At 60.3% G+C, this 22,428-nt stretch carries 19 protein-coding genes; 11 read left to right on the top strand and 8 right to left on the bottom strand.

Annotation, left to right across the window (positions count from 1 at the left end; all coding sequences use genetic code 11):
* Positions 1-79 precede the first annotated feature (79 nt).
* The gene (locus tag FFS64_RS14305) at positions 80-511 is read left to right on the top strand and encodes a thioesterase family protein (RefSeq protein WP_137805910.1); all 432 of its coding nucleotides are present in this window, start codon (positions 80-82) and stop codon (positions 509-511) included.
* 68 nt (positions 512-579) lie between these two features.
* Here the strand turns inward: FFS64_RS14305 and FFS64_RS14300 are convergent, their stop codons facing one another.
* The 4 genes from FFS64_RS14300 to FFS64_RS14285 form a co-directional block, all read right to left on the bottom strand.
* A complete protein-coding gene (locus FFS64_RS14300; RefSeq protein WP_137805909.1) occupies positions 580-1,071 on the bottom strand; it encodes a glycine zipper domain-containing protein in 492 nt (163 codons plus the stop codon).
* A gap of 359 nt (positions 1,072-1,430) precedes the next feature.
* A complete protein-coding gene (locus FFS64_RS14295) occupies positions 1,431-3,779 on the bottom strand; it encodes an FdhF/YdeP family oxidoreductase (protein WP_137805908.1) in 2,349 nt (782 codons plus the stop codon).
* Positions 3,776-4,615: a formate dehydrogenase accessory sulfurtransferase FdhD gene (fdhD, locus tag FFS64_RS14290; protein WP_137805907.1), complete on the bottom strand. Its 840-nt coding sequence runs from the start codon at positions 4,613-4,615 to the stop codon at positions 3,776-3,778. Before fdhD ends, FFS64_RS14295 begins: the two co-directional genes overlap by 4 nt.
* A 92-nt stretch (positions 4,616-4,707) precedes the next feature.
* The gene (locus tag FFS64_RS14285; RefSeq protein WP_137805906.1) at positions 4,708-5,595 is read right to left on the bottom strand and encodes a LysR family transcriptional regulator; all 888 of its coding nucleotides are present in this window, start codon (positions 5,593-5,595) and stop codon (positions 4,708-4,710) included.
* A gap of 147 nt (positions 5,596-5,742) precedes the next feature.
* On the opposite strand from FFS64_RS14285, the gene lysM reads away from it, so the two are divergent.
* Positions 5,743-6,192 (top strand): peptidoglycan-binding protein LysM, encoded by a 450-nt coding sequence (lysM, locus tag FFS64_RS14280; protein ID WP_095192363.1) that lies wholly within the window; start codon positions 5,743-5,745, stop codon positions 6,190-6,192.
* Positions 6,193-6,313: 121 nt separating this feature from the next.
* Here the strand turns inward: lysM and yrfG are convergent, their stop codons facing one another.
* The gene (gene yrfG, locus FFS64_RS14275; protein ID WP_137805905.1) at positions 6,314-6,976 is read right to left on the bottom strand and encodes a GMP/IMP nucleotidase; all 663 of its coding nucleotides are present in this window, start codon (positions 6,974-6,976) and stop codon (positions 6,314-6,316) included.
* A gap of 89 nt (positions 6,977-7,065) precedes the next feature.
* Here yrfG and nudE point away from each other — a divergent pair, with 89 nt between their 5' ends.
* On the top strand, positions 7,066-7,632 hold the full coding sequence (gene nudE / locus FFS64_RS14270) for an ADP compounds hydrolase NudE (protein ID WP_137805904.1): 567 nt from the start codon (positions 7,066-7,068) through the stop codon (positions 7,630-7,632).
* Positions 7,629-8,456, top strand: a complete 828-nt coding sequence (cysQ, locus tag FFS64_RS14265; RefSeq protein ID WP_137805903.1) for a 3'(2'),5'-bisphosphate nucleotidase CysQ — start codon at positions 7,629-7,631, stop codon at positions 8,454-8,456. Before nudE ends, cysQ begins: the two co-directional genes overlap by 4 nt.
* A gap of 65 nt (positions 8,457-8,521) precedes the next feature.
* Here the strand turns inward: cysQ and FFS64_RS14260 are convergent, their stop codons facing one another.
* The 3 genes from FFS64_RS14260 to FFS64_RS14250 are packed head-to-tail and all read right to left on the bottom strand — an operon-like array spanning position 8,522 to position 12,217.
* Positions 8,522-8,977 (bottom strand): YiiD C-terminal domain-containing protein, encoded by a 456-nt coding sequence (locus FFS64_RS14260; RefSeq protein WP_137805902.1) that lies wholly within the window; start codon positions 8,975-8,977, stop codon positions 8,522-8,524.
* Positions 8,978-9,017: 40 nt separating this feature from the next.
* Positions 9,018-10,412 (bottom strand): sigma-54 dependent transcriptional regulator, encoded by a 1,395-nt coding sequence (locus FFS64_RS14255; protein WP_095192358.1) that lies wholly within the window; start codon positions 10,410-10,412, stop codon positions 9,018-9,020.
* Positions 10,409-12,217: an ATP-binding protein gene (locus FFS64_RS14250; protein ID WP_137805901.1), complete on the bottom strand. Its 1,809-nt coding sequence runs from the start codon at positions 12,215-12,217 to the stop codon at positions 10,409-10,411. Before FFS64_RS14250 ends, FFS64_RS14255 begins: the two co-directional genes overlap by 4 nt.
* Before the next feature lie 179 nt (positions 12,218-12,396).
* Here FFS64_RS14250 and FFS64_RS14245 point away from each other — a divergent pair, with 179 nt between their 5' ends.
* The 7 genes from FFS64_RS14245 (at position 12,397) to FFS64_RS14215 (ending at position 22,424) form a co-directional block, all read left to right on the top strand.
* A complete protein-coding gene (locus FFS64_RS14245) occupies positions 12,397-15,309 on the top strand; it encodes an aminotransferase (protein ID WP_137805900.1) in 2,913 nt (970 codons plus the stop codon).
* A gap of 287 nt (positions 15,310-15,596) precedes the next feature.
* Entirely contained in the window at positions 15,597-16,475 is an 879-nt protein-coding gene (aguB, locus tag FFS64_RS14240) for an N-carbamoylputrescine amidase (RefSeq protein ID WP_128606209.1), read from the top strand.
* A gap of 5 nt (positions 16,476-16,480) precedes the next feature.
* Positions 16,481-17,587 carry an agmatine deiminase gene (gene aguA, locus FFS64_RS14235; protein WP_137805899.1) on the top strand — a complete coding sequence of 369 codons (1,107 nt, stop codon included), beginning with the start codon at positions 16,481-16,483 and terminating at the stop codon, positions 17,585-17,587.
* A 245-nt stretch (positions 17,588-17,832) separates the two neighbouring features.
* Positions 17,833-18,045, top strand: a complete 213-nt coding sequence (locus FFS64_RS14230) for a hypothetical protein (protein WP_137805898.1) — start codon at positions 17,833-17,835, stop codon at positions 18,043-18,045.
* A gap of 508 nt (positions 18,046-18,553) precedes the next feature.
* On the top strand, positions 18,554-19,840 hold the full coding sequence (locus FFS64_RS14225; RefSeq protein ID WP_137805897.1) for an OprD family porin: 1,287 nt from the start codon (positions 18,554-18,556) through the stop codon (positions 19,838-19,840).
* Positions 19,841-20,133: 293 nt separating this feature from the next.
* Entirely contained in the window at positions 20,134-21,147 is a 1,014-nt protein-coding gene (locus FFS64_RS14220) for a 2-keto-3-deoxygluconate permease (RefSeq protein WP_137805896.1), read from the top strand.
* Positions 21,144-22,424 (top strand): four-carbon acid sugar kinase family protein, encoded by a 1,281-nt coding sequence (locus tag FFS64_RS14215; protein WP_137805895.1) that lies wholly within the window; start codon positions 21,144-21,146, stop codon positions 22,422-22,424. Before FFS64_RS14220 ends, FFS64_RS14215 begins: the two co-directional genes overlap by 4 nt.
* The last annotated feature ends 4 nt before the right edge of the window (positions 22,425-22,428 follow it).

The raw sequence follows: 22,428 nt of genomic DNA, 5'->3' as shown, positions 1-22,428 counted from the left end.
TGGGAGCGAGCCTGCTCGCGAAGAACGATTACGCGGTGTTCGCTTTAAACTGGCCATTCAACCTCAGGAACCGACACTGATGTCCAACCCGATGCCCCAACGCACCGACTACCCGCACTTCCAACCCATCACCACCCGCTGGCATGACAACGACGCCTACGGTCACGTGAACAACGTTACCTACTACAGCTTTTTCGACACAGCGGTGAACACCTACCTGATCGAAGTCGGCGGCCTGGATATCCACGATGGTGAGGTGGTGGGTTTCGTAGTGAGTTCGGCGTGCGATTACTTTGCTTCCATCGCATTTCCTGATCGTATCGAGATCGGTCTACGGGTAGGCAAACTGGGCAACAGCTCGGTGCAGTATGAGTTGGCGGTGTTCAAGCAGGGGGAGGACGAGGCCTGCGCGGCGGGGCGCTTTGTGCATGTGTTTGTGGATCGGGCGTTGAACCAGCCAGTGGCAATTCCGGCCGGATTGCGCAACGCCCTGGAACGTCTGGCGATTTAGTTCAGGCAAAAACAATCGCAGCCCTTGGGCTGCGATTGTTTTTGCCTGCCAGCGAAACCGTTCCGGTCTCAGTGACGATGGCGGTAGTGCTTGTGATGCTTGCGATGGCCATAGGCATGACCGCGACCCGGGTGGCCGTCACGGTAGTAGCGACGGTCACGGTCACGATAGGAGCGACGATCATCATCGTCGTCATCATCGTATTTGTTGCCCATGTAGTTGCCCAGCGCGCCACCGGCGCCGCCGCCTGCTGCGGAGCCGATCAGGCTGCCAGTGGTGCCGCCCATGCTACGGCCGACCACGTTACCGCCTGCCGCGCCCAGCGCACCACCGATGGCGGCCTCGCCACGGCTGTGTTTGTCCGCGCCAACTGCGCTACCACCCGCGCCGCCCAGGGCCGCGCCGATGGTGGAACCTGTATTACCGCCAATTGACTGGCCGACGACCGAGCCTAGAACCCCGCCCAATGCGCCACCCACACCTGCTTCGGTGGTGCCGCCAGCAGAAGCAATGCCACTGACCAGGCCAAGGGACAACAAGAGAATCGAGGAGAACTTCATGGAGGAGGAACCTCAAGGGGATGACGTCGCGATCCTGAGGCCGTGTCATGGGCGTGACAATCGAAATCCGACGAGTAACACGACTTGAGCACATTTCTATAAGTTGCTGTTTTTTAGACGGAACTTAAGTGTTTTTCGCCGGTCTTTAGCTACTTCGGATAGGCCGTTTTTGTGAGAAAACGGCCTTTTTTGTGGGCGTTAGGAAAGTATTCGATTCGGAAAACGTGTTGAACATCTTACCGCTTTCGCGAGCAGGCTCGCTCCCACAGTGGGGCCGGAGCGAGCACAAATGCCTGTGCCTACAGAAGATTCAATGTGGGAGCGAGCCCGCTCGCGAAGAGGCCATATAAAACGCCGCGTTAAGCCGATTTGGCCATGATCAACCCGGTCTCACTCGCCGCTTCCAAGCGGATCGCCACGAACTTCGACGTTGGCGTATGGCTGCCGTCCCCGGTGCTTTCCAGCGGCACCAGCGGATTCACCTCCGGATAGTACGCCGCCGATTGTCCGGCCGGGATATCAAACGCCAGCAGTGTGAAGCCTTTCACCCGACGTTCGACACCATCATCCCACAGCGACACGATGTCAGCCTTCTGCCCTGGCTTGAAGCCCAGGCGAATGATGTCGGCTTCGTTCACGAACAACACATCACGCTGACCTTTCACGCCGCGATAACGATCGTTGAGGCCATAAATCGTGGTGTTGTACTGATCGTGCGAGCGCATCGATTGCAGGATCAGGTCTGGCAATACGCCAGTGGCGCGGGTGCGCTCGTGCACCAGATCCTTGGGCAATACGTTCGGACGGAAATTGGCCCGACCCGACGCGGTGTTCCACTTGCGAGCACCGGCACTGTTGCCCAGATAGAAACCGCCAGGATTCTTGATCTTCTCGTTGAAGTCCTTGAAGTTGGGAATGGTGTCGGCAATCAGCTCGCGGATGCGTCTGTAATCCGCCACCAGCCAGTTCCAGTCCACCGGGTGGCTGCCCAGCGTGGCAGCGGCGATGCCGGCAAGAATGGCCGGCTCCGAGCGCATCTGGTTCGACAGCGGCTCCAGCTGACCGTTGGAGGCATGGACCATGCTGAATGAGTCTTCGACGGTCACCGCTTGTGGACCTTCAGCTTGTCGGTCGATATCGGTCCGGCCGAGGCATGGCAGGATCAGCGCGTCTTTACCATGGGCCAGGTGGCTGCGGTTGAGCTTGGTGCTGATCTGCACGGTCAGGTCGCAATTGCTCAGGGCCTTGAAGGTCCGTGGGCTGTCAGGGGTGGCCTGGGCGAAGTTGCCGCCCAGGGCGATAAACACTTTTGCCCGGCCTTCGGCCATGGCGTGAATCGCCTCGACCACGTTGTGGCCGTTTTCACGGGGGACCTTGAACTGGAAGCGACGCTCCAGCGCATCGAGGAACGCCACTGGTGGGCGTTCGTTGATGCCCATGGTCCGGTCACCCTGCACGTTACTGTGGCCACGCACCGGGCACAGGCCAGCGCCTGGCCGACCGATGTTGCCGCGCAGCAGTTGCAGGTTGGCGATTTCCTGGATGGTCGCCACCGAGTGGCGATGCTGAGTAATGCCCATGGCCCAGCACATGATGACGTTCTTGCCCTTGGCGTACATGCGCGCCGCTTGCTCGATCTCAACTAGGGTCAGGCCGGACTGCTCGATGATCTGCTCCCACGAGGTGTCGTCGATGACGGCCAGGTAGTCCAGGACGTTGACGCTGTGTGCGTTAAGGAAATCGTGATCAAACACCGCCTCGGTGCCAGCCTTCTGCGCATCGCGTTCCCATTGCAGCAGGAATTTGGCCATGCCGCGCAGCACCGCCATGTCACCGCCCAGTGCCGGACGGAAGTACGCGGTGTTGGTCGGTTTGTCGCCATTGGTGAGCATTTCGATCGGATGTTGCGGGTGTTGGAAGCGTTCCAGACCCCGTTCCTTGAGCGGGTTGATACACACCACCTGTGCGCCGCGTTTGACCGCTTCACGCAGCGGTTCGAGCATTCGGGGGTGGTTGGTGCCCGGGTTCTGGCCCCAGACGAAAATCGCATCGGCGTGTTCGAAGTCGTCGAAGGTCACGGTGCCTTTGCCGACGCCAACACTCTGCGACAACGCGACACCGCTGGCTTCGTGGCACATGTTCGAGCAGTCGGGGAAGTTGTTGGTGCCGTAGGCGCGCACGAACAACTGATAGAGGAAAGCCGCTTCGTTGCTGGCACGACCCGAGGTGTAGAACTCGGCTTGATCCGGGCTCGATAAACCGCGCAGGTGCTTGGCGATCAGGGCAAACGCATCGTCCCAACTGATGGGCTGGTAGCGATCGGTTTCGGCGTTGTAGCTCAGCGGCTCGGTCAGGCGGCCCTGGTATTCGAGCCAGTAGTCGCTCTGTTCCAGCAGCGAGGTGACGCTGTGTTTGGCGAAGAATTTGCCATCGACGCGGCGCTTGGTCGCTTCCCAGTTCACCGCTTTGGCGCCGTTCTCGCAGAACGCCACGATACCGCCTTCCAGCGAATCGCCCCAGGCGCAACCGGGGCAATCGAAGCCGCCGTTCTTGTTGGTCTTGAGCATCATGCGCAGGTTTTTCAGTGCGTTGTCGCTGGTCAACCAGGCTTGGGCGACGCTGATCAGTGCGCCCCAGCCACCGGCCGGGCCTTTGTAGGGCTTGTAGCGAGGGACGGGGGTCTGGTCGGCTTGACGGTGTTGACTCACGCTTGATTCTCCAAAGCTGGGCTGTAGACCCGCGGCGCATTCTTTTGTGGCAGATGGATGAGGTTGAGGTTGTGGCGACGAGCCCATTGCACGGCAAGGCCCGTGGGCGACGACAGGCTGACCAGGGTCTGGATGCCGGCGCGCAAAACTTTCTGGATCAATTCGAGGCTGCAACGGCTGGTGACAATCGCCAGGCCGCCCGTGAGCGGGATGTTGCGACGGATCAGCCCGCCGATCAGCTTGTCGAGGGCATTGTGGCGGCCGATGTCTTCACGGCCGAGCAGCAACTCACCCTTGTCGTTCATGAACACCGCCGCGTGCACCGCGCCGCTGTACTGGCCCAGCGGCTGGAACGCGCCGATGCGCTGGCGCAGGCCGTCGAGCCATTCGGCGGGCGGCAGTGGCGCGCCAGGTAATACCTTTAGATCTGGTAAGGCTTGCTCGACCGCTTCCACGCCGCAGAGCCCGCAACCGCTGGTGCCCGCCATTTGTCGACGCTGCAGCTTGAGGTTCCAAAAGGCACGGTTGGCGATGGTCACCTGCGCATACTGCGCCGACCCCGAGCCGCTGAGTTGCAGGTCATAGATTTCATTGACGTCTTCGATGATGCCGCTACCCAAACTGAAACCGACGATAAAGTCTTCAAGATCGGTCGGCGTCACCAGCATGACGGCCTGGCTGATGCCGTTGTAGGCAATCGCCAACGCCACTTCCTCGGCCAACGCAGTACTGGCAGATTCGCAGTTTTCAATGTTGCTGTAACTGTATGTCTGGCTGGCAGCAGGCGCGGGCGTTTCGAGGGCGGGCGCCGGGCAGGAAGGGCGCTTGGCGTTCATGGCATCACCGAGGGGTTGATCAGCTTAAAGACTAGGCGCGGCAAACTGTCGCGTCTAATCGCTATTACTGATCTGCCGATAGATGCCGTCGATCAAGTACCCATCAGCGATTGCTTATAAATCGCGAAACATGCTTCTGCCAGCGCCGAACGTGGCGCGGTGCGACGCATGATCAGCCCCAGGCGGCCAAGGGTCTGGGCGTTTTCGATCGGCTGCAGGCGTAAATGATCAGTCAGGTCTTCGAGGCCACCGTCCAAAGGCATCACGGCGCAGCACAAGCCGCCGTGCACAGCTTGTAACAGTTGATGCACCGCATCGGTCTGCAATAAAGGCTGCGGGGTCAGGCCCCGGCTGTGGAAGTTGTGATCGATGGACTGACGGAAGTGCATACCGCTGGTGAGCATGCCCAGCGGCAGTTCGATGAGCGATTCCCAGCTGAGCGGCGCCTCTCCAAAGGTGAAGAAGCGCTGATCGTAAAGCAGACCCATGTGGGTTTCGCTGAAACTAAGCGAGTCGAAGTGGTCGGCATCCAGACGTTCCAGGTATGACACGCCGAGATCCAGGCGATTGTTCGCCAGCTGTTCGAGGATTTGTTCCGAACTGAGCGCCGAGAGTTCGAAGCGCAGGTTCGGATGTTCAGCGTGCAGGCGCTGTAACAGGGGCAGCGGATCGAAGCTCGACAGCGGCACCACGCCCAGGCGTAAGGTGCCGACCAGATTGCCGCGGCAGGCCGCCGCCTCGGCGTACAAACCGTCATAAGCGGCCAGTACGGTGCGCGCCCAGGCCAGTACCCGCTCGCCCGGCGCGGTGAAACCCTCGAAGCGCTGTCCGCGATTGACCAGTGGTAGATCGAGTTCTTCTTCGAGGCTGCGCAGGCGCATGGACAAGGTCGGCTGGGTGATGTGGCAACGCGCGGCGGCCTGGCCGAAGTGTCGGGTTTCGTCGAGAGCGATGAGGAATTTCAGCTGTTTGATGTCCATCTTCGCTCCAGGGCGGATCCAGGGGGTGAGCAGGGGCGGATTCTATCCCTTGACACGAAGCGGCGTCATTGGTCGGTTTGAAGTCGTGTTTGGCAACCGTGGTCTAGGCTTTGGCGTCTGGACACTAACTCCCAGGGAGAACGCACGATGAGCCTGTTCAGTTTTCTTAAAGAAGCCGGAGAAAAAATCCTTGATGCGCTGACGCCGGACAAGGCCGAAGCCAACAGTGAAGCGTTGACCAAGCATGTGCAGAGTGCGCTGACGGGGATCGATACTTCCAGGATCCAGGTGAAAGTCGAGGGCGATAAAGTCATCGCTACGGGTGAAGCGGGCAGCCAGGAGGAGAAGGAGAAAATCTTGTTGGCGTTGGGCAACGTGGCCGGCGTCAGTGGTGTTGACGATCAGATCACGGTGACCGGCGCCGTGGCTCCGGCTGCGAAGTTTGTCACGGTCGAGAAGGGCGACACGCTCAGCGCGATTTCCAAGCGCGTGTATGGCGATCCGAACAAGTACCAAAAAATCTTCGAGGCCAACAAACCGCAACTCAAACACCCGGACAAGATCTATCCGGGGCAGGTGTTGCGGATTCCTGAGTAATCTTCAAGACCGCTTTCGCGAGCAGGCTCGCTCCCACAATGGATCTGTAGCGAGTACAGAGTGTGTGCACGACGCAGATCCATTGTGGGAGCGAGCCTGCTCGCGAAATAGGCGCCTCGTTCTAAAGCCCGGCAATCAAATCCCGATAATCCTCCACCGCCGCAAATTCCGCCGTGTCCCTCGGCCCCTGGCGACTGTCCGGCTCGCTCACAGCCAGCAAATGCGACACACCAAAATCCCGCGCACTGCGCAGGATCGACAAGGTGTCGTCGATAAACAGGCTACGCACCGGATCGAAATCAATGTCCGCCTTCAACGCGTCCCAGAACTGCGGGTTTTCCTTGGGGAAGCCATAATCGTGGGAACTGATCAACCGCTCGAAATACGGTGCCAATTCGATTTTTTCCAGCTTCAATGACAGTGAATCACGGTGAGCGTTGGTGATCAGCACCACGCGTTTGTTGGCCTTTTTGAGCGCCGCCAGAAAGGTATCCGCGTCCGGGCGCAGGGCAATCAGATGCGCGGTTTCCAGTTTCAGTTCACGCACGGACAACTTGAGCTCGGCGCTCCAGAAATCCAGGCAGTACCACTGCAACTGACCGGCGTGGCGCTCGAACAACGGTTGCAACTCAAGCTCGGCCATGGCCCGGCTCACCCCGTGCAGTTCGGCGTAACGCAGGGGCAGATGCTCCAGCCAGAAATGGTTGTCGAAGTGCAGGTCCAACAACGTGCCGTCCATGTCCAGCAGAACGGTGTCGATGTCGTGCCAGGGCAACGGGGACATAAAAACTTCTCCAGCGATAAAAAAGGTATCCGGGGACAACAATCAGGATAGGCCGGGTATAGTAACCCGCTATCGCTCAGGAGCCGCTCATGCGCCAGAAACCCACCATCCTCGCCCGCGAGATCGTCGCCACCAGCCGTTTATTCTGCGTCGAGGAGCTGAAACTGCGCTTTTCCAATGGTGAGGAGCGCACTTACGAGCGATTGGTCGGCAAAGGCACCGGATATGGCGCGGTGATGATCGTGGCGATGCTCGATGCGGACCATGCGGTGCTGGTCGAGGAGTATTGCGGCGGAACCGATGAATACGAACTGTCGCTGCCCAAAGGCCTGGTCGAACCCGGTGAAGATGTGCTTGCAGCGGCGGAGCGCGAACTCAAGGAGGAGGCCGGCTTTGGCGCGCGGCAGCTTGAGCATTTGACGGAGCTGTCGTTGTCGCCCGGTTACATGAGCCAGAAAATCCAGGTGGTGCTGGCCACCGATTTGTACGAAGAGCGTCTTGAAGGTGACGAACCGGAGCCGATGGGGCTGGGCAAGGTCAACCTGCGGGAGTTGTCGGCACTGGCGCAAAACCCTCAATTTACCGAGGGCCGCGCCCTGGCGGCGCTGTACCTGGCCCGTGATCTGCTGACCCAGCGTGGAGTGTTCCTGCCATGAATTTCCCCCATCCGTTGATGGCGTCGGTGGTAGAGCTGGCCTTGAAGGCTGGCGAAGCGATTTTGCCGTTCTGGCGCATCGGCACGGCGGTGACCGCCAAGGCTGACGACTCACCCGTCACTGCCGCCGACTTGGCCGCCCATCACCTGATTGTTGCCGGCTTGACCGCGCTGGACCCGAGCATCCCGGTGTTGTCCGAAGAAGATGCCAACATTCCTCAAAGCGTACGTGCCGGGTGGCAGCGCTGGTGGCTGGTGGATCCGCTGGACGGCACCAAGGAATTTATCTCGGGCAGCGAAGAGTTCACCGTCAACATCGCACTGATCGAGCAGGGGCACGTGGTATTCGGCGTCGTATCGATGCCGACCAATGGGCGCTTTTACGTGGGTGGCGCCGGGTTGGGTGCATGGCGTGGCGACAAGGGCGCCGAGCCACTGCCGATTCAGGTTCGCGAAATACCGCCGACGGATGTGGCGTTCACCGTGGTCGCCAGTCGCCGCCATTCCAGCCCGGAACAGGAGCGTCTGTTGGCCGGGTTGAGCGCCAGCCTGGGTGAGCTGGAACTGGCCAATATCGGCAGCTCGCTGAAGTTTTGCCTGTTGGCCGAAGGCGCGGCCGATTGTTATCCGCGCCTGGCACCGACTTCGCAGTGGGACACGGCGGCGGCGCAAGGCGTGCTGGAAGGGGCGGGCGGTGAAGTGCTGGATTTGAGCGGCGCGCCGTTCTGTTATCCGGCGCGGGAATCGTTGTTGAATGAGTTTTTCCTGGCGTTGCCGGCGAAGGCGGCGTGGCGCGAAAAGCTGCTGAACCTCGCACGCTCCTGAGTCCGCTTTGCCTTGTGCTGAGGGGATAAATCCCCTCGTCACAGGTTTTGTGTAGGTTCTGATGTTTAGCGGTGCAACACATACTGCCCGACAAACTTCACCGCATCCTCATCACTGCCCGCATTCACCACCCGCGTATGCAGTGTCAGTCGCGCCCGTCCGTAACGGTTGTAGGTGGCGAGAAACTTCTTCCACACCTGTGCGCCAGGCGCCTGGCAAATGGCGTGCGCATCGCCCGTCACCGGCAGCGGGTAGTTGATCTGCCCTTCCTGAATCACAATGTGCCCGTCCGTAATCCCTTCTTCTTTCAGTCGCAAATGCAACCAGCCCCAGCCGGCCAGTACCGCGCCGCAATACAGGCTGCCGCCGAACATGGTGCTCTTGTGGTTGACGTTGGCGTCCAGCGGCAAATGCAGGCGCAGTTGCTGATCGTGCCAGTCGAGTACTTTGAGGCCCATGTCCTGCGTGAGGGGAATGTCGTGGTGGAGGACGGATTCCAGTTGACGACTGTCGCGGCTCATTCAGCGGCCTCTTGTATGTGGTAGATGATTGGACGGTGGCTCAATCGAGTTCGTCGGTCTGGCTGGAGGCTCCGCTGTCGGCGAAGTTCAGGCCGTGTTTGCGCAGTTTGTCATGCAAGGTCTTGCGCGGAATACCGAGGGCTTCGGCAACGCTGCGCACGGAGCTGTGGGAGCGCGCCAGTTCGGCGGCGATCAGGGTTTTTTCGAAGTTTTCCACTTGCTCGCTCAAGCCGCCGCTGACCGGTTCCACCAGGGTACCGGCGCCGCCTTGCGACTCGCTGTTGTCCAGCGCCAGCTCCAGGCCCAGGGCGAAGCGTTCGGCGGCGTTTTGCAGTTCGCGCACGTTACCGGGCCAGGTGTGGCGCAGTAGCAGGGCGCGTTGGCCCGGTTGCAGTTCATGGGGCGGCAAGCCGTGGCGGTTGCTGGCCTCATCGGCAAAATGCTGAAACAGCACCAGCGCATCTTCACCTCGCTCACGCAGCGGTGGAATGCGCAGCGGCGCGACGTTCAGGCGGTAATACAAGTCGGCGCGAAAACGCCCCTGATCGGCGGCCTGCCTCAGGTCTTCCTTGGTGGCGGCAATGATGCGGATGTCCAGCGGAATCAGCTGATTGCCGCCCAGGCGTTCGACCACCCGTTCCTGCAGCAAGCGCAGCAACTTCACCTGCACGTCCAGGCTCATGCTTTCGATTTCATCGAGGAACAAAGTGCCGCCGTTGGCGAATTCGAATTTGCCGATGCGCCGCTTCTGCGCACCGGTGAAGGCGCCCGGCTCATGACCGAACAACTCGCTCTCGACCACCGATTCGGCCAGCGCCCCGGCGTTGATCGCCACGAAAGGACCGTTTCGGCGACTCGACAAATCATGCAGCGCTCGCGCCACCACTTCTTTACCGGCACCGGTTTCACCCAGGATCAGCACATCGGCCTTGGTCGCCGCCAAGGCGCCGATTTGCTCGCGCAGGCGCAGCATCGAGGGCGATTGTCCGACCAGACGGGTACTCAATTCATTACGATCGCTCAGGGCCAGGCGCAGGCTGCGGTTATCCAGCACCAAGCGGCGCAAGGCCAGGGCGCGGCGCACGCTGTCGAGCAGGGCATCGCTGGCGAAGGGTTTTTCCAGAAAGTCATAAGCCCCGGCGCGCATGGCTTGCACGGCCAGCGGCACGTCGCCGTGACCAGTGATCAGCAACACCGGCAGCTCCGGGTCCTGAGCGTGGAGTTCGGTCAGCAGTTCGATTCCGTCCATGCCGGGCATGCGAATGTCGCTGACCACCACCCCCGGCCAGTCGCGTTCCAGTTGCCCGGCCAGACCCTTGGCCTCGGCCAGCGGCAGAATTTTCAAGCCGGCCAGATCGAGGGTCTGGCTCAGGGCCTGGCGCAGGTGGGGATCATCGTCGATCAACACGACCTGAATTCGATTGTCGATGGTCATGCACTTCGGTCCTCGGACGGTTGCAGGCTCACACCCGGCGCGCCTGCGCGCAGTTTCAGGGTAATCAGGGCGCCGCCCTCCTTGTGGTTGGCGAACAACAGTTCACCACCGAAGGCGCGCATCAGGGTCTCGCAGATCGCCAGTCCCAATCCAAGCCCCTGGGTGCGGGTCTTGGTGGTGTAGAAAGGTTCGCTGGCGCGACCAAGGGCCTCCATGCAGAAACCGGGGCCGTTGTCGCGAATGTACAAGTTGACGCCATCAGCACTGGATTGGGCACTCAGCCAGAGTTTACGCGGCGGGCCTTTTTCGGTCAGGGCGTCCAGGGCGTTGGCCAGCAGATTGCCGAGTACTTGGCGCAGGCGGGTTTCCCCGGCCTCGACCCACAAGGTCGCGGCGGGCAAATCCCGGATCAGTTCGACTTCCATGCTGCGCCGACGCTTGGCCAGCAAGGCCAGGGCGTCGTCCAGCGCCGGTTGCAGGGCGACGCTTTCCGGGGCGTGGCGATCGCGTCGGGCAAACGCGCGCAGATGGGCGATGATCGAGGCCATGCGCCCGGTCAGCTCGCTGATCAGCTTGAGATTGCCGCGGGCATCGTCGGTGCGTTGATGGTCGAGCAACACTTCGGCGTTTTCCGCGTAGCTGCGGATGGCGGCCAGGGGTTGGTTGAGTTCGTGGCTGATGCTCGCCGACATCGTTCCCAATGCCGACAGTTTGCCGGCCTGCACCAGATCATCCTGGGCGCGTACCAGTTCTTGCTGGGCTTGCTCGCGCTCCAGCACTTCCTGTTTGAGACGACGGTTGAGACCTTCCAGATCACTGGTACGCTCGGCTACCCGGCCTTCCAGCTCACGTCGGGCCTTGGCCTCGAACGCTATTCGATCAAGGTAATGGCGGCGGCGCTGCATCATGAGGCCGAGCAACAGCATCACCACCAACAGCGTCGCACCCCCAATGGCGACCACCGTGCGCACCGGGCGGTCGATCAGGGTACGGGGGGCGAGAATGCTGACATTCCAGCCGGTTTCCGCAATGGCCTGGGTTTGGGTCAGCCAGGCATCGGGATTGAGATTCAACGGCTTCGGATCGCGGGTTGGATAGGGTTGGATCGCGATGATGGCTTTGCGCTCGTCTTCACTCAACGGGCGGGTCGAGCGGAAGCGCCATTCAGGTCGTGAGGTGAGAATGACCACGCCGTTGTTATCGGTCAGCAACAGCTGTTCCGGGGTTTTCCCCCAGAGGCTTTCGGTGTGGTCGAGGTCCACCTTGACCACCAGTACGCCGATGATTTTCTCGCCCTGGCGCACGGCAGCGGCGAAGAAGTAGCCGCGTTTGGCGGACGTGGTGCCGAGCCCGAAGAATCGCCCCAGCCGCCCGGCCATGGCTTCGCTGAAGTACGGCCGGAACGAAAAATTGCGCCCGACGAAACTGTCGTGCTTATCCCAGTTGGAGGCCGCCAGGGTCTTGCCCGTGGTGTCCATCAGGTACATGACTTCGGCGCCGGTCTGGGTGCTGATGTTTTTCAGCAGGCGGTTGGCATTGCCCTGGGTGACGCCATCGTCCGGCGCGCCAAGAACGGCGCGCAGGGCCGGCAGATCGCCGAGGATCTGCGGCAGCACTTCATAACGGTGCAGGGTGCCCAGCAGGTTGGCGACGTAGAGGTCGAGGGTCTGGCGGTTCTGCCCGGCCAATTCGCTGCGGTAGTAGCGCTCGGCCAGATGCTCCAGCGGCCACAACAACGGCGCCAGGCACAGCGCGAGCAAGGCCAGGCTGCGCCAGCGGGGTCTGCGGGGGAGGGTCGGAGTCATGAGCATCGAGCGCCTGTGGGTATGGGCACATTATGCCTAGGCTTGCGGGCGCAGTCTGCGAACCGTTGATGGCCGACGGTTGTTCATCAGGCTGGTGAAAGGGGGGTTGCTTATCGGCTCGCGCAGTGGCGATATAGGCGCCTAATAAATTTAACACCTTCATTGAAGAGGTTTGTTTCATGCCGCTCGCCACGTTGATTCATCGCGCCAGTTTGCCCAGTCCGCAAGTCTCTGCGGAGCAAGCGCTTGAGCTGTTGCAGGAGCATTACGGGCTGGGTGGCAGGTTGCAGGCCCTGGGCAGCCAGCAGGATCTGAACTACCGCGTCGACAGCGAACAGGGCCGTTTTGTCCTGAAAATCTGTCGGGGCGATTATTCGGCGCTGGAGTTGCAAGCCCAACATGCCGGGCTCAAGCACCTGGCGCAGCACCCCGACGTGCATGTGCCGCGCGTGATCCCGGCGAAAAACGGTGCGGACCTGCTGTCTCTAGATGTCGCCGGCCAAGCGGTGCATGTGCGCTTGCTGGATTACATCGAGGGCCAGTCCCTGACGCACCTCGATCATTTCAACCACACGGTGGTGGCCGGTTTCGGCCGCTTGTGCGGCGAGATGGACCTGGCGCTGGCGGAATTCGACCACCCGGGGCTGGAGCGCACCCTGCAGTGGGATGCGCGTCATGCCCAGGCATTGATCGCGCATTTGTTGCCGGTCATCCAGGATGACGCGCAGCGCAAAACGGTCGCCGAAGCGGCGGAGCAAGCCGAACGTCACTTGCAGCCCTTGGTGGACAAGTTGCCGATCCAGGCCATCCATATGGACATCACTGACGACAACGTAGTGTGGCAGCGCGACTCAGCGCGCCAATGGCAGTTGCAGGGCGTGATCGATTTCGGCGATCTGATCCGCACCTGGCGCATCACCGATCTGTCGGTCACCTGCGCAGCATTGTTGCACCACGCCGATGGCGACCCGTTCTGCATTTTGCCGGCGGTACAGGCCTATCACGCGGTCAATCCCTTGCAGCATGAAGAGCTGCTGGCGTTGTGGCCGCTGATTGTCGCCCGTGCCGCAGTGTTGGTACTCAGCGGTGAGCAGCAGGTCAGCATCGATCCGGGTAACGCCTACAGTCGCGACAACCTGACTCACGAGTGGGAAATTTTCCGCGTGGCGACCTCGGTGCCGTTGGCGCTGATGGAAGCCGCGATCCTGACCGCTGTCGGGCAGAATCTGCCGGCTATTGCCGTTGATGGTTTTGCACCGCTGCTGCCGAGCCTGGTGGGGCGTGAATTTGCCCTGATCGATCTGGGCGTACTCAGCCCGCATTTCGAGGCCGGTAACTGGGAACAGGAAGGCATCGATCAACGCCTGCTCGATGAAGCTGCCGCGACGCACGGTCTGGCGGCCAGCCGCTACGGGCAATACCGCCTGTCCCGCACTCGCCCGGACAGCGCCATCGAACCGGACACCTGCCCGTTGCACGTCGAGTTGCGTGTGCCCCATGGCACGGCGGTCGAGGCGCCGTTTGCCGGGGTGGTTCACCAGCCCTTGCCAGGCGTTCTGCAACTGGATGGCCCGCAACTGAGTGTGCGCCTGTGGGGCGTTACGTCATCGCTGCATACAGGCGCTGCGCTGGTCAAAGGCCAGGTGCTGGGCTCGGTCAGCGGGCCGTTGAAGGTGCAACTGTGCCGGGGGGCGTCGTTTACCGCGCCTTTGTTCTGCACGCCGACCCGCGCACCGGCCTGGAAAGCGTTGTGCCCGTCACCGGCGGCGCTGCTGGGACTGGCTTGCGATGCCGAAGAAGAACTCGATGCTCAGACCTTGCTGGCCCGTCGTGACGCGAGTTTCGCCCGTACGCAAAAACACTATTATGTCGATCCGCCGCGAATCGAGCGTGGCTGGCGCAACCACCTGATCGACATGCAGGGCCGCTCGTACCTCGACATGCTCAACAACGTCGCGGTACTCGGCCACGGTCATCCGCGCATGGCCGCGGTCGCCAGCCGCCAGTGGTCGCTGCTCAACACCAACTCACGGTTCAATTACGCCGCCGTGGCTGAATTTTCCGAGCGCTTGCTGAAGCTGGCGCCGGGCTCCATGGATCGCGTGTTCCTGGTCAACAGCGGCAGTGAGGCCAATGACCTGGCGATCCGTCTGGCCTGGGCCTACAGCGGCGGCCGCGACATTGTCAGCGTGCTGGAGGCCTATCACGGCTGGACCGTGGGCGCGGATGCGGTGTCGACCTCGATTGCCGATAACCCCAAGGCGTTGGAAAGCCGCCCGGACTGGGTGCATCCGGTCACTGCGCCGAACACCTATCGCGGTGAATTCCGTGGCCCGGACAGCGCGCCGGACTACGTGCGCAGCGTCGAACACAACCTGGCGAAAATCGCCGAGCAGAAACGCCAACTGGCGGGTTTCATCTGCGAACCGGTGTACGGCAATGCCGGCGGTATCTCGCTGCCAGCGGGTTACCTGAAAGAGGTTTATGCCAAGGTGCGCGCCCAGGGTGGCGTGTGCATCGCCGACGAAGTGCAGGTGGGCTACGGACGCATGGGCCATTTCTTCTGGGGCTTCGAAGAGCAGGGCGTGGTGCCGGACATCATTACCATGGCCAAGGGCATGGGCAACGGCCAGCCACTGGGCGCGGTGATCACCCGTCGGGAAATCGCCGAAGCGCTGGAGGCCGAGGGCTATTTCTTCTCGTCGGCGGGCGGCAGTCCGGTCAGTTGCCAGATCGGCATGGCAGTACTGGATGTGATGGAAGAAGAAAAACTGTGGGAAAACGCTCAGGTCGTGGGCAGCTATTTCAAGGAGCGTCTCGAAGCGCTGATCGATATTCATCCGCTGGTGGGCGCGGTGCATGGTTCCGGGTTTTATCTGGGCGTGGAGTTGATCCGCAATCGCGAAACATTGGAGCCGGCGACCGAGGAAACTACAGAACTGTGCAATCGCTTGCGCGACCTGGGCATCTTCATGCAGCCGACGGGTGATTACCTGAACGTACTCAAGATCAAACCGCCGATGGTGACATCGCGTCGGAGCGTGGATTTCTTTGTGGACATGCTTTCGAAGGTACTCGCCGAAGACCTGTAAACATATACCCCACGGGTGTAAACGGTAAAAAAGTGGGAGCGGGCTTGCTCGCGAAGGCGGTGTGTCATTCAACGTTAATGTTGATTGATCCGACGCTTTCGCGAGCAAGCCCGCTCCCACTTTTATTTTGTGGTGCTAATTCGATTGTTATCGGGTTTAAGTGCGTGATTTATGACGAAAAGCATATTAACAGCTTCAAAAGTCGATTTTTATCGGTTATAAAGTCGCCACTGCCAGGGCGCGGATAAGCCATGCCCGACCGTCAAGCACTTGCCCGGAGATGATTCATGAGCCGTATCGTTACCGTTGCCGCCACTCAGATGGCCTGTTCCTGGGACCTTGAAGGCAACATCGAGGTCGCTGAAAGACTGGTCCGTGAAGCCGCTGCCAAAGGCGCGCAGATCATCCTGATTCAGGAGTTGTTCGAGGCGCCGTACTTCTGCCAGAAGCCGAATCCGGATTACCTGCAACTGGCTACGACGGTGGAAGACAACGTCGCCATCAAGCACTTCCAGAAAGTCGCCAAGGAACTGCAAGTGGTGCTGCCGATCAGCTTCTACGAACTGGCGGGGCGCGCGCGTTTCAACAGCATCGCGATCATCGACGCCGACGGCAGCAACCTCGGGATTTATCGGAAAAGCCACATCCCGGACGGCCCTGGCTACCACGAAAAGTATTACTTCAACCCAGGCGATACCGGCTTCAAGGTGTGGAACACCCGCTACGCGAAAATCGGCGTGGGCATCTGCTGGGACCAGTGGTTTCCGGAAGCGGCGCGCAGCATGGCGCTGCAAGGTGCAGAAATCCTGTTCTACCCGACCGCCATCGGCAGCGAGCCCCACGACAAGACCATTTCGTCCCGCGATCACTGGCAACGCGTGCAACAGGGCCACGCCGGCGCTAACCTGATGCCGCTGATCGCCAGTAATCGCATCGGCAATGAAGAACAAGATGGCTACGACATTACCTTTTATGGTTCGTCGTTCATCGCCAACCAGTTCGGCGAGAAGGTGCAGGAACTCAATGAAACCGAAGAAGGCATTCTGGTTCACACCTTCGACCTCGACCAACTGGAACACATCCGTAGCGCGTGGGGCTCGTTCCGTGACCGTCGTCCGAACTTGTACGGCGCGCTGAAAACCCTCGACGGAACCCTGGAGTCCTGATCGACATGACCACTTTAAAAAGCACCCCTCGCGCAGACGGCTTCTACATGCCGGCCGAGTGGGCACCCCAGACCCAGACCTGGATGATCTGGCCCGAGCGGCCGGACAACTGGCGCCTGGGCGGCAAACCGGCGCAAGCCGCGCACGTGGCGGTGGCTAAGGCCATTGCACGCTTTGAGCCGGTCACCGTGGCGGTCTCCGCCGGTCAATACGAAAACGCCCGTGCCCGCCTGGACGTGCCGAATATCCGCGTGGTCGAGATGTCCAGCGACGACGCCTGGGTCCGGGATACCGGCCCGACGTTCGTCATCAATAACAGCGGCGAAGTCCGTGGCGTGAACTGGGACTTCAATTCCTGGGGCGGTTTCGACGGTGGCCTGTATTCACCGTGGAACCGTGACTCGCAGGTGGGCGGCAAGATCCTCGAGATCGAGCGCAGCCCGCGCTACCGCACCGAAGGCTTCGTGCTTGAAGGCGGCTCGATCCACGTCGATGGCGAAGGCACGCTGATCACCACCGAAGAATGCTTGCTCAACCGCAATCGCAATCCGCATCTGAACCGCGCGGAAATCGAAGCGGTACTCAAAGACAATCTGGCTGTTGATAAGATCATCTGGCTGCCGGACGGTTTGTTCAACGATGAAACCGACGGTCATGTGGATAACTTCTGCTGCTACGTGCGTCCGGGTGAAGTGCTGCTGGCGTGGACCGACGACCCGCAGGACCCGAACTACCCGCGCTGCCAGGCGGCCATGAAAGTGTTGCAAAGCAGCACGGACGCCAAGGGACGCCCATTCACGGTGCACAAGATGCCGATTCCGGGGCCGCTGTACGCGACCGAAGAAGAATGCGCCGGTGTCGACCCGGTGGATGGCACCCAGGAACGTAATCCATCGGTGCGTCTGGCCGGTTCCTACGTGAATTTCCTGATCGTCAACGGCGGCATCATTGCGCCAAGTTTCGAAGACCCGCTGGATGGTCCCGCCAAGGAGATTCTGCAAGCGCTGTTCCCGCAGCACGAAGTGGTGATGGTGCCTGGCCGCGAACTGTTACTGGGTGGCGGTAACATTCACTGCCTTACCCAACAACAGCCAGCGCCGCACAAGGAGTGAGTGACCTCGTAACAGCTTGAGTTGATTGCCAAATCATTCACGCAAACGTTTTCGCTCGTTACCTCGCACAGAGCCCGCGGCCTTTCAGGATTGCGGGCTTTTTTGTATCCGCGTATCGACAGTCCAGACACATTGGCATAGCTCTTGTATCTCTCATGAGGCAACTCGGGGAGGGGGAGAACTGCGATGTTCTGTCATAAACCTTGGATAAGTTAGCCGCTCACAAACCAGGAGAGAGCGCTGAAATGAACGCCGAAGTAAATGTGGTGAGCGAGCGGGCGTTGCATCCCCTGGCAGTCAATGGCGAATCGCTCCAGATCCTGGCGCACTGGTTAAAGTCCAATGGAACGCGTCCGATCAGCGAGGCTGATCCGCGCCGGACGATGATCGAGCGCTACCCCGCTGGTTTGTTCAGCGAAGCGGAACTGGATGCGTTGTGGGATGTGATGGAAGGATAAGAAGAAAAACAACGGATTGATAAAACAAAAGCGCTGCCGGGATGGCAGCGCTTTTTTTATGGACGAAAGATTTGCAGTCACTGTGGTCTCCATTGTGGTCGTCGGTGAGTGGAAGCTGTAGGTCACGGTCACTGCCAAGTTTCGCGGCGTTCCCGGCAGAATTTGTGAGTAATACGTCTTGCCGGTGATGTTGTTGAGTGCGGGACTCTATGCGTGTTGATTGCTGGGTCGAATGAATAGAAAGATTGAATTTTTCTGCCGCGCAAAATCATTTCTTAGACGATTTTCGCCTAATTCCAGACGATTCATGAAATTGACACAACGTTCTGGGCACGGCTACGATTCGGCCAACGCCTGTGGCAGACCGCCATGACCCTAAAATAATAAAAAAGGCCCGCCGCGAGAGATCGTGGGCGGGCTTTTTTGTTTGCGGAATGAAAAAAGAGCGCGATAGTGCCGTTTCAGCCGTTCGACACAGCGCGTTTCAACCCGTAATAAGGAAAATAAAATGTTGAACAAGCGAATCAGCCTGATCGCTCTGGGGATTTTGAGCGCTTCACAGGCCATGGCTAACGACCAGGCCGAATCCAAGGGATTTGTCGAAGACAGCAGCCTCAAAGTGCTGCTGCGCAACGCCTACATGAACCGTGATTTCAAAGATGGCCGGGACGATAAAGCCGAGTGGGGCCAAGCGGCTATCGGCACGTTCTCGTCCGGCTTCACCCAAGGTACCGTGGGCGTGGGCGTGGATGCCTTCGGTCTGTACGCACTGCGTCTGGACGGTGGCAAGGGCAAGAGCGGCGCACAAGGCATCGACTTTTTTAAACAAGGTGACAGCGGCAGCGCAGCTGACGACCTCGCCAAGGCTGGCGCCGCCGTCAAGTTCCGCCTCTCCAGCACCACGCTGACCTACGGCGACCAGATGCCGGCCTTGCCGGTGTTGAGCTACGACAACGGGCGTCTGCTGCCGGAAAGCTACACCGGCACCCTGATCACCTCCAAGGAGATCAAGGGCCTGGAACTGAACGCCGGTCGCTTCACCGCCGAATCGCGTAAAAGCGCTGAAGGCCACGACAGCGGTGGCCTGAAGTCGATCAACGTGTTGGGCGGTAGCTACCAGTTCACCGAACAGTTCAAGGCTTCCCTGTACGCCTCCGACGTCGAAGACGTGCTGAAGAAGCAATACGTGAACGCCAACTATGTGTTCCCGCTGGCCAAGGATCAGTCCCTGACCCTGGACTTCAACGGCTACCGCACCAAGCTGGACAGTTCCTATGTTGAAGACGTCGGTGCTACCGGCGACGACAACAAAATCTGGAGCCTGGCTGCGATCTACGCCACCGGCCCGCACTCGTTCACCCTCGGTTACCAGCGCAGCACCGGTGACAGCAACCTGGGCTACCCGTACGGCGGCTACCAGAAAGACCAGAACCGTGTCGGCGACGGTGGCAACACCATCTACCTGGCCAACTCCTACTGGTCCGACTTCAACGCCGAAGACGAACGCAGCTGGCAACTGGGCTACGGCCTGGACTTCAGCACCTTCGGTGTTCCGGGCCTGAGCTACAACTTCGCCTACGTGCGCGGTGACAACATCACCACGTCCACCAGCGAAGGCGGTACCGAGCGTGAAATCTTCAATCAGTTCAAGTACGTCGTGCAAAGCGGCCCGGCCAAAGACCTGAGCGTAAAACTGCGTAGCTCCATCCTGCGCGTGTCGCAGAAATCGAGCGAATACAACGTCAGCGGTAACGAAGTGCGTGTGTTCGTGGATTATCCGATCAACATTTTCTGATGATCGGTTGCGGTATCGAGGCCTGATTCAAGGCTGAAAAAAGAAACCCCGATTGGTTCGGGGTTTTTTTATGGGCGCTGTAAGGCTCTAGCCTGCGTATAAGAGGAATTCATTTGTCTGTCAGAGCCAGGTTTGTCACTTCGAATGATCGAAATGAACATTAAAAATGATTGATTTGCGCAAAATCAGGCAATGCCCTAAGATTATTTTGACTGAAACAATCACTTGGTGATCGGTTCAGTCAGTTTCGAGGTGATGCACGTCTTACCAAACAATTATAAAAGGAGACCCTCGTGGCCCAGATTCCTATCAAGCGCACCATTGAACGCATCCCCGGCGGCATGATGATCGTGCCCCTGCTGATCGGCTCGCTGGTCGCAACCTTCACGCCTGACACCCCCAAGTTTTTCGGTTCTTTCACCAACGCGTTGTTCACCGGTGCATTGCCCATTCTGGCGGTGTTCTACGTGTGCATGGGCGCGAGCATCAATATCAAGGCCACGCCTTATCTGCTCAAGAAGGGCGGTACGCTACTCATCACCAAAGTCGGCATCGCCATGCTGCTGGGCATCGTACTCGGGCAGTTCCTGGGCGAGCAGCCGATTTCGTCGGGACTGTTCGCCGGCATTTCCACGCTGGCGGTGGTTGCTGCGATGAACGACACCAACGGCGGCTTGTACATGGCGTTGATGGGGCAGTACGGCCGCTCCGAAGATGTCGGTGCCTATTCGGTGATGTCGCTGGAGTCGGGACCCTTTCTGACCATGGTCACGCTGGGCATTGCCGGTCTGTCAGCCTTTCCCTGGCCGACGCTGGTGGGCAGCATCCTGCCGCTGGCCCTCGGCATGTTGCTGGGCAACCTCGACCGTGACATGCGTGACTTCCTGGCCAAGGCCGTGCCGGTGATGATCCCGTTCTTCGCCCTGGCCCTCGGTGCGAGCCTGGATCTGCATAACGTCTGGCAAGCCGGGTTGTTGGGCCTTGGCATGGGTGTCGCGGTTGTCGTGCTGACCGGTATCCCGCTGTTTTTTGCTGATCGTTTGACCGGTGGCACTGGCGTCGCGGGTGTTGCGGCAGCCACCACTGCCGGGAATGCCGCCGCCGTACCTGCGCTGATTGCAGCGGCAAACCCGGTATACGCCGAGGCCGCCAAGAGCGCGACCATACTGGTAGCCGCCTGCGTTGTGGTGACCGCGATCCTTGCGCCGATACTCACCGCTGCAGTCGCCAAACGCGTGCAGCAACGCAACGCCGCCGTGGTCCCCGAGCCGGACCTCAAACCGCAAAAGCGGGAAGCCTTGCGATGAATATTCTGATCATCGCTGACGATCTTTCGGGTGCGGCGGACTGTGCCATCGGCTTTGCCAGTGCCGGACTGCAGACCGTGGTGACGCTCGACGCCTTGAACGATCAGCCGGATGCGCAGGTAATCGCCGCCGATACCGACACGCGACGCCTGTCGCCCGAGCAGGCAGCCGAGCGCACTGTCGCGGCGTTCAAGGCGCTGCGTAAACCCGGGCAGAGGTTGTACAAGAAAATCGATTCGACCTTGCGCGGTAACTGGGCGGCGGAAGTCGCCGCCCTGCAACCGTTGGCGGGGCTGGCCATCGTCGCCCCGGCGTTCCCCGCCACCGGGCGCACGCTGCGCGGTGGTCGGGTGTTCGTCAACGGCCAGCAGCTGGAAACCACCGATACCTGGAAACTGGAAAACGCCGACCGCCCGGCGGATGTCGAAAGCATGCTCGTCGCCGCCGGCCTGAGTACAGCCAAGCTGGACCTCGACACTCTGCGCGGCAACCCGGATGCACTCGCGCATTATTTCGCCGAACTCGCCCGCAGTGATACGCAGGCAGTGATCGTCGATGCACAAACCGAAGACGATTTGCTGACCCTGGCGCGTTTTACCGCGACACTGGACCAAGCACTGTTCTGGATTGGCTCGGGTGGTCTGGCGCGGGAAATTGCTCAACTGCCCGACTTTTTCCTCGCGTCGAACCAGCGTATCGAAAGCACCGATAGCGAGAAAAATCCGGCGTCGACTCTAGTGATGGTTGGCAGCCTCTCCGGCGTCTGCGAACGGCAATGCACGGTATTGAAAGCGCAGGCTGGACTGAGCGAATTGATCGTTCCGCCCGCAGTTCTGCGCCAAGGCAGCAAGCATCCAGACTGGGCGACCTGGCAGGCCCGCATCGGCGAACAGCTCGAGGGATGGAGCGACCTGTTGCTACGCATCGGCCGCGATGAAGCGTTCAACCCGCAGGAGGGTGCGCACCTTTCTACCATGCTGGCTGAGATGGTCGAGCCACACTTCACCAAGGTCGGCGGCCTGATCGCAACGGGTGGCGAGACGGCGCGAGCCATTCTGACCACCGTCGGCATCGACAGCCTGCAACTGCTGGCGGAAGTCGAAGCGGGCGTGGCTTTCGGTCGGCCCTGCGCCTCCCGCCATGGCTATCGCCCAGCAATCATTACCAAGGCAGGCGCGTTCGGTACCGACCGCGCCTTGTATGCGGCATGGCAACACCTGAGCGACATCAACGATCGCTCCCAGCTCCAACGCCCACGAATCCAGGGACTCGAATGAACAC

It is taken from the genome of Pseudomonas sp. G(2018), assembly GCF_005502415.1.
GTDB lineage: Bacteria > Pseudomonadota > Gammaproteobacteria > Pseudomonadales > Pseudomonadaceae > Aquipseudomonas.
The sequence above is the reverse complement of the archived record's forward strand: the minus strand, read 5'-3'. Positions and strand labels throughout refer to the sequence as shown.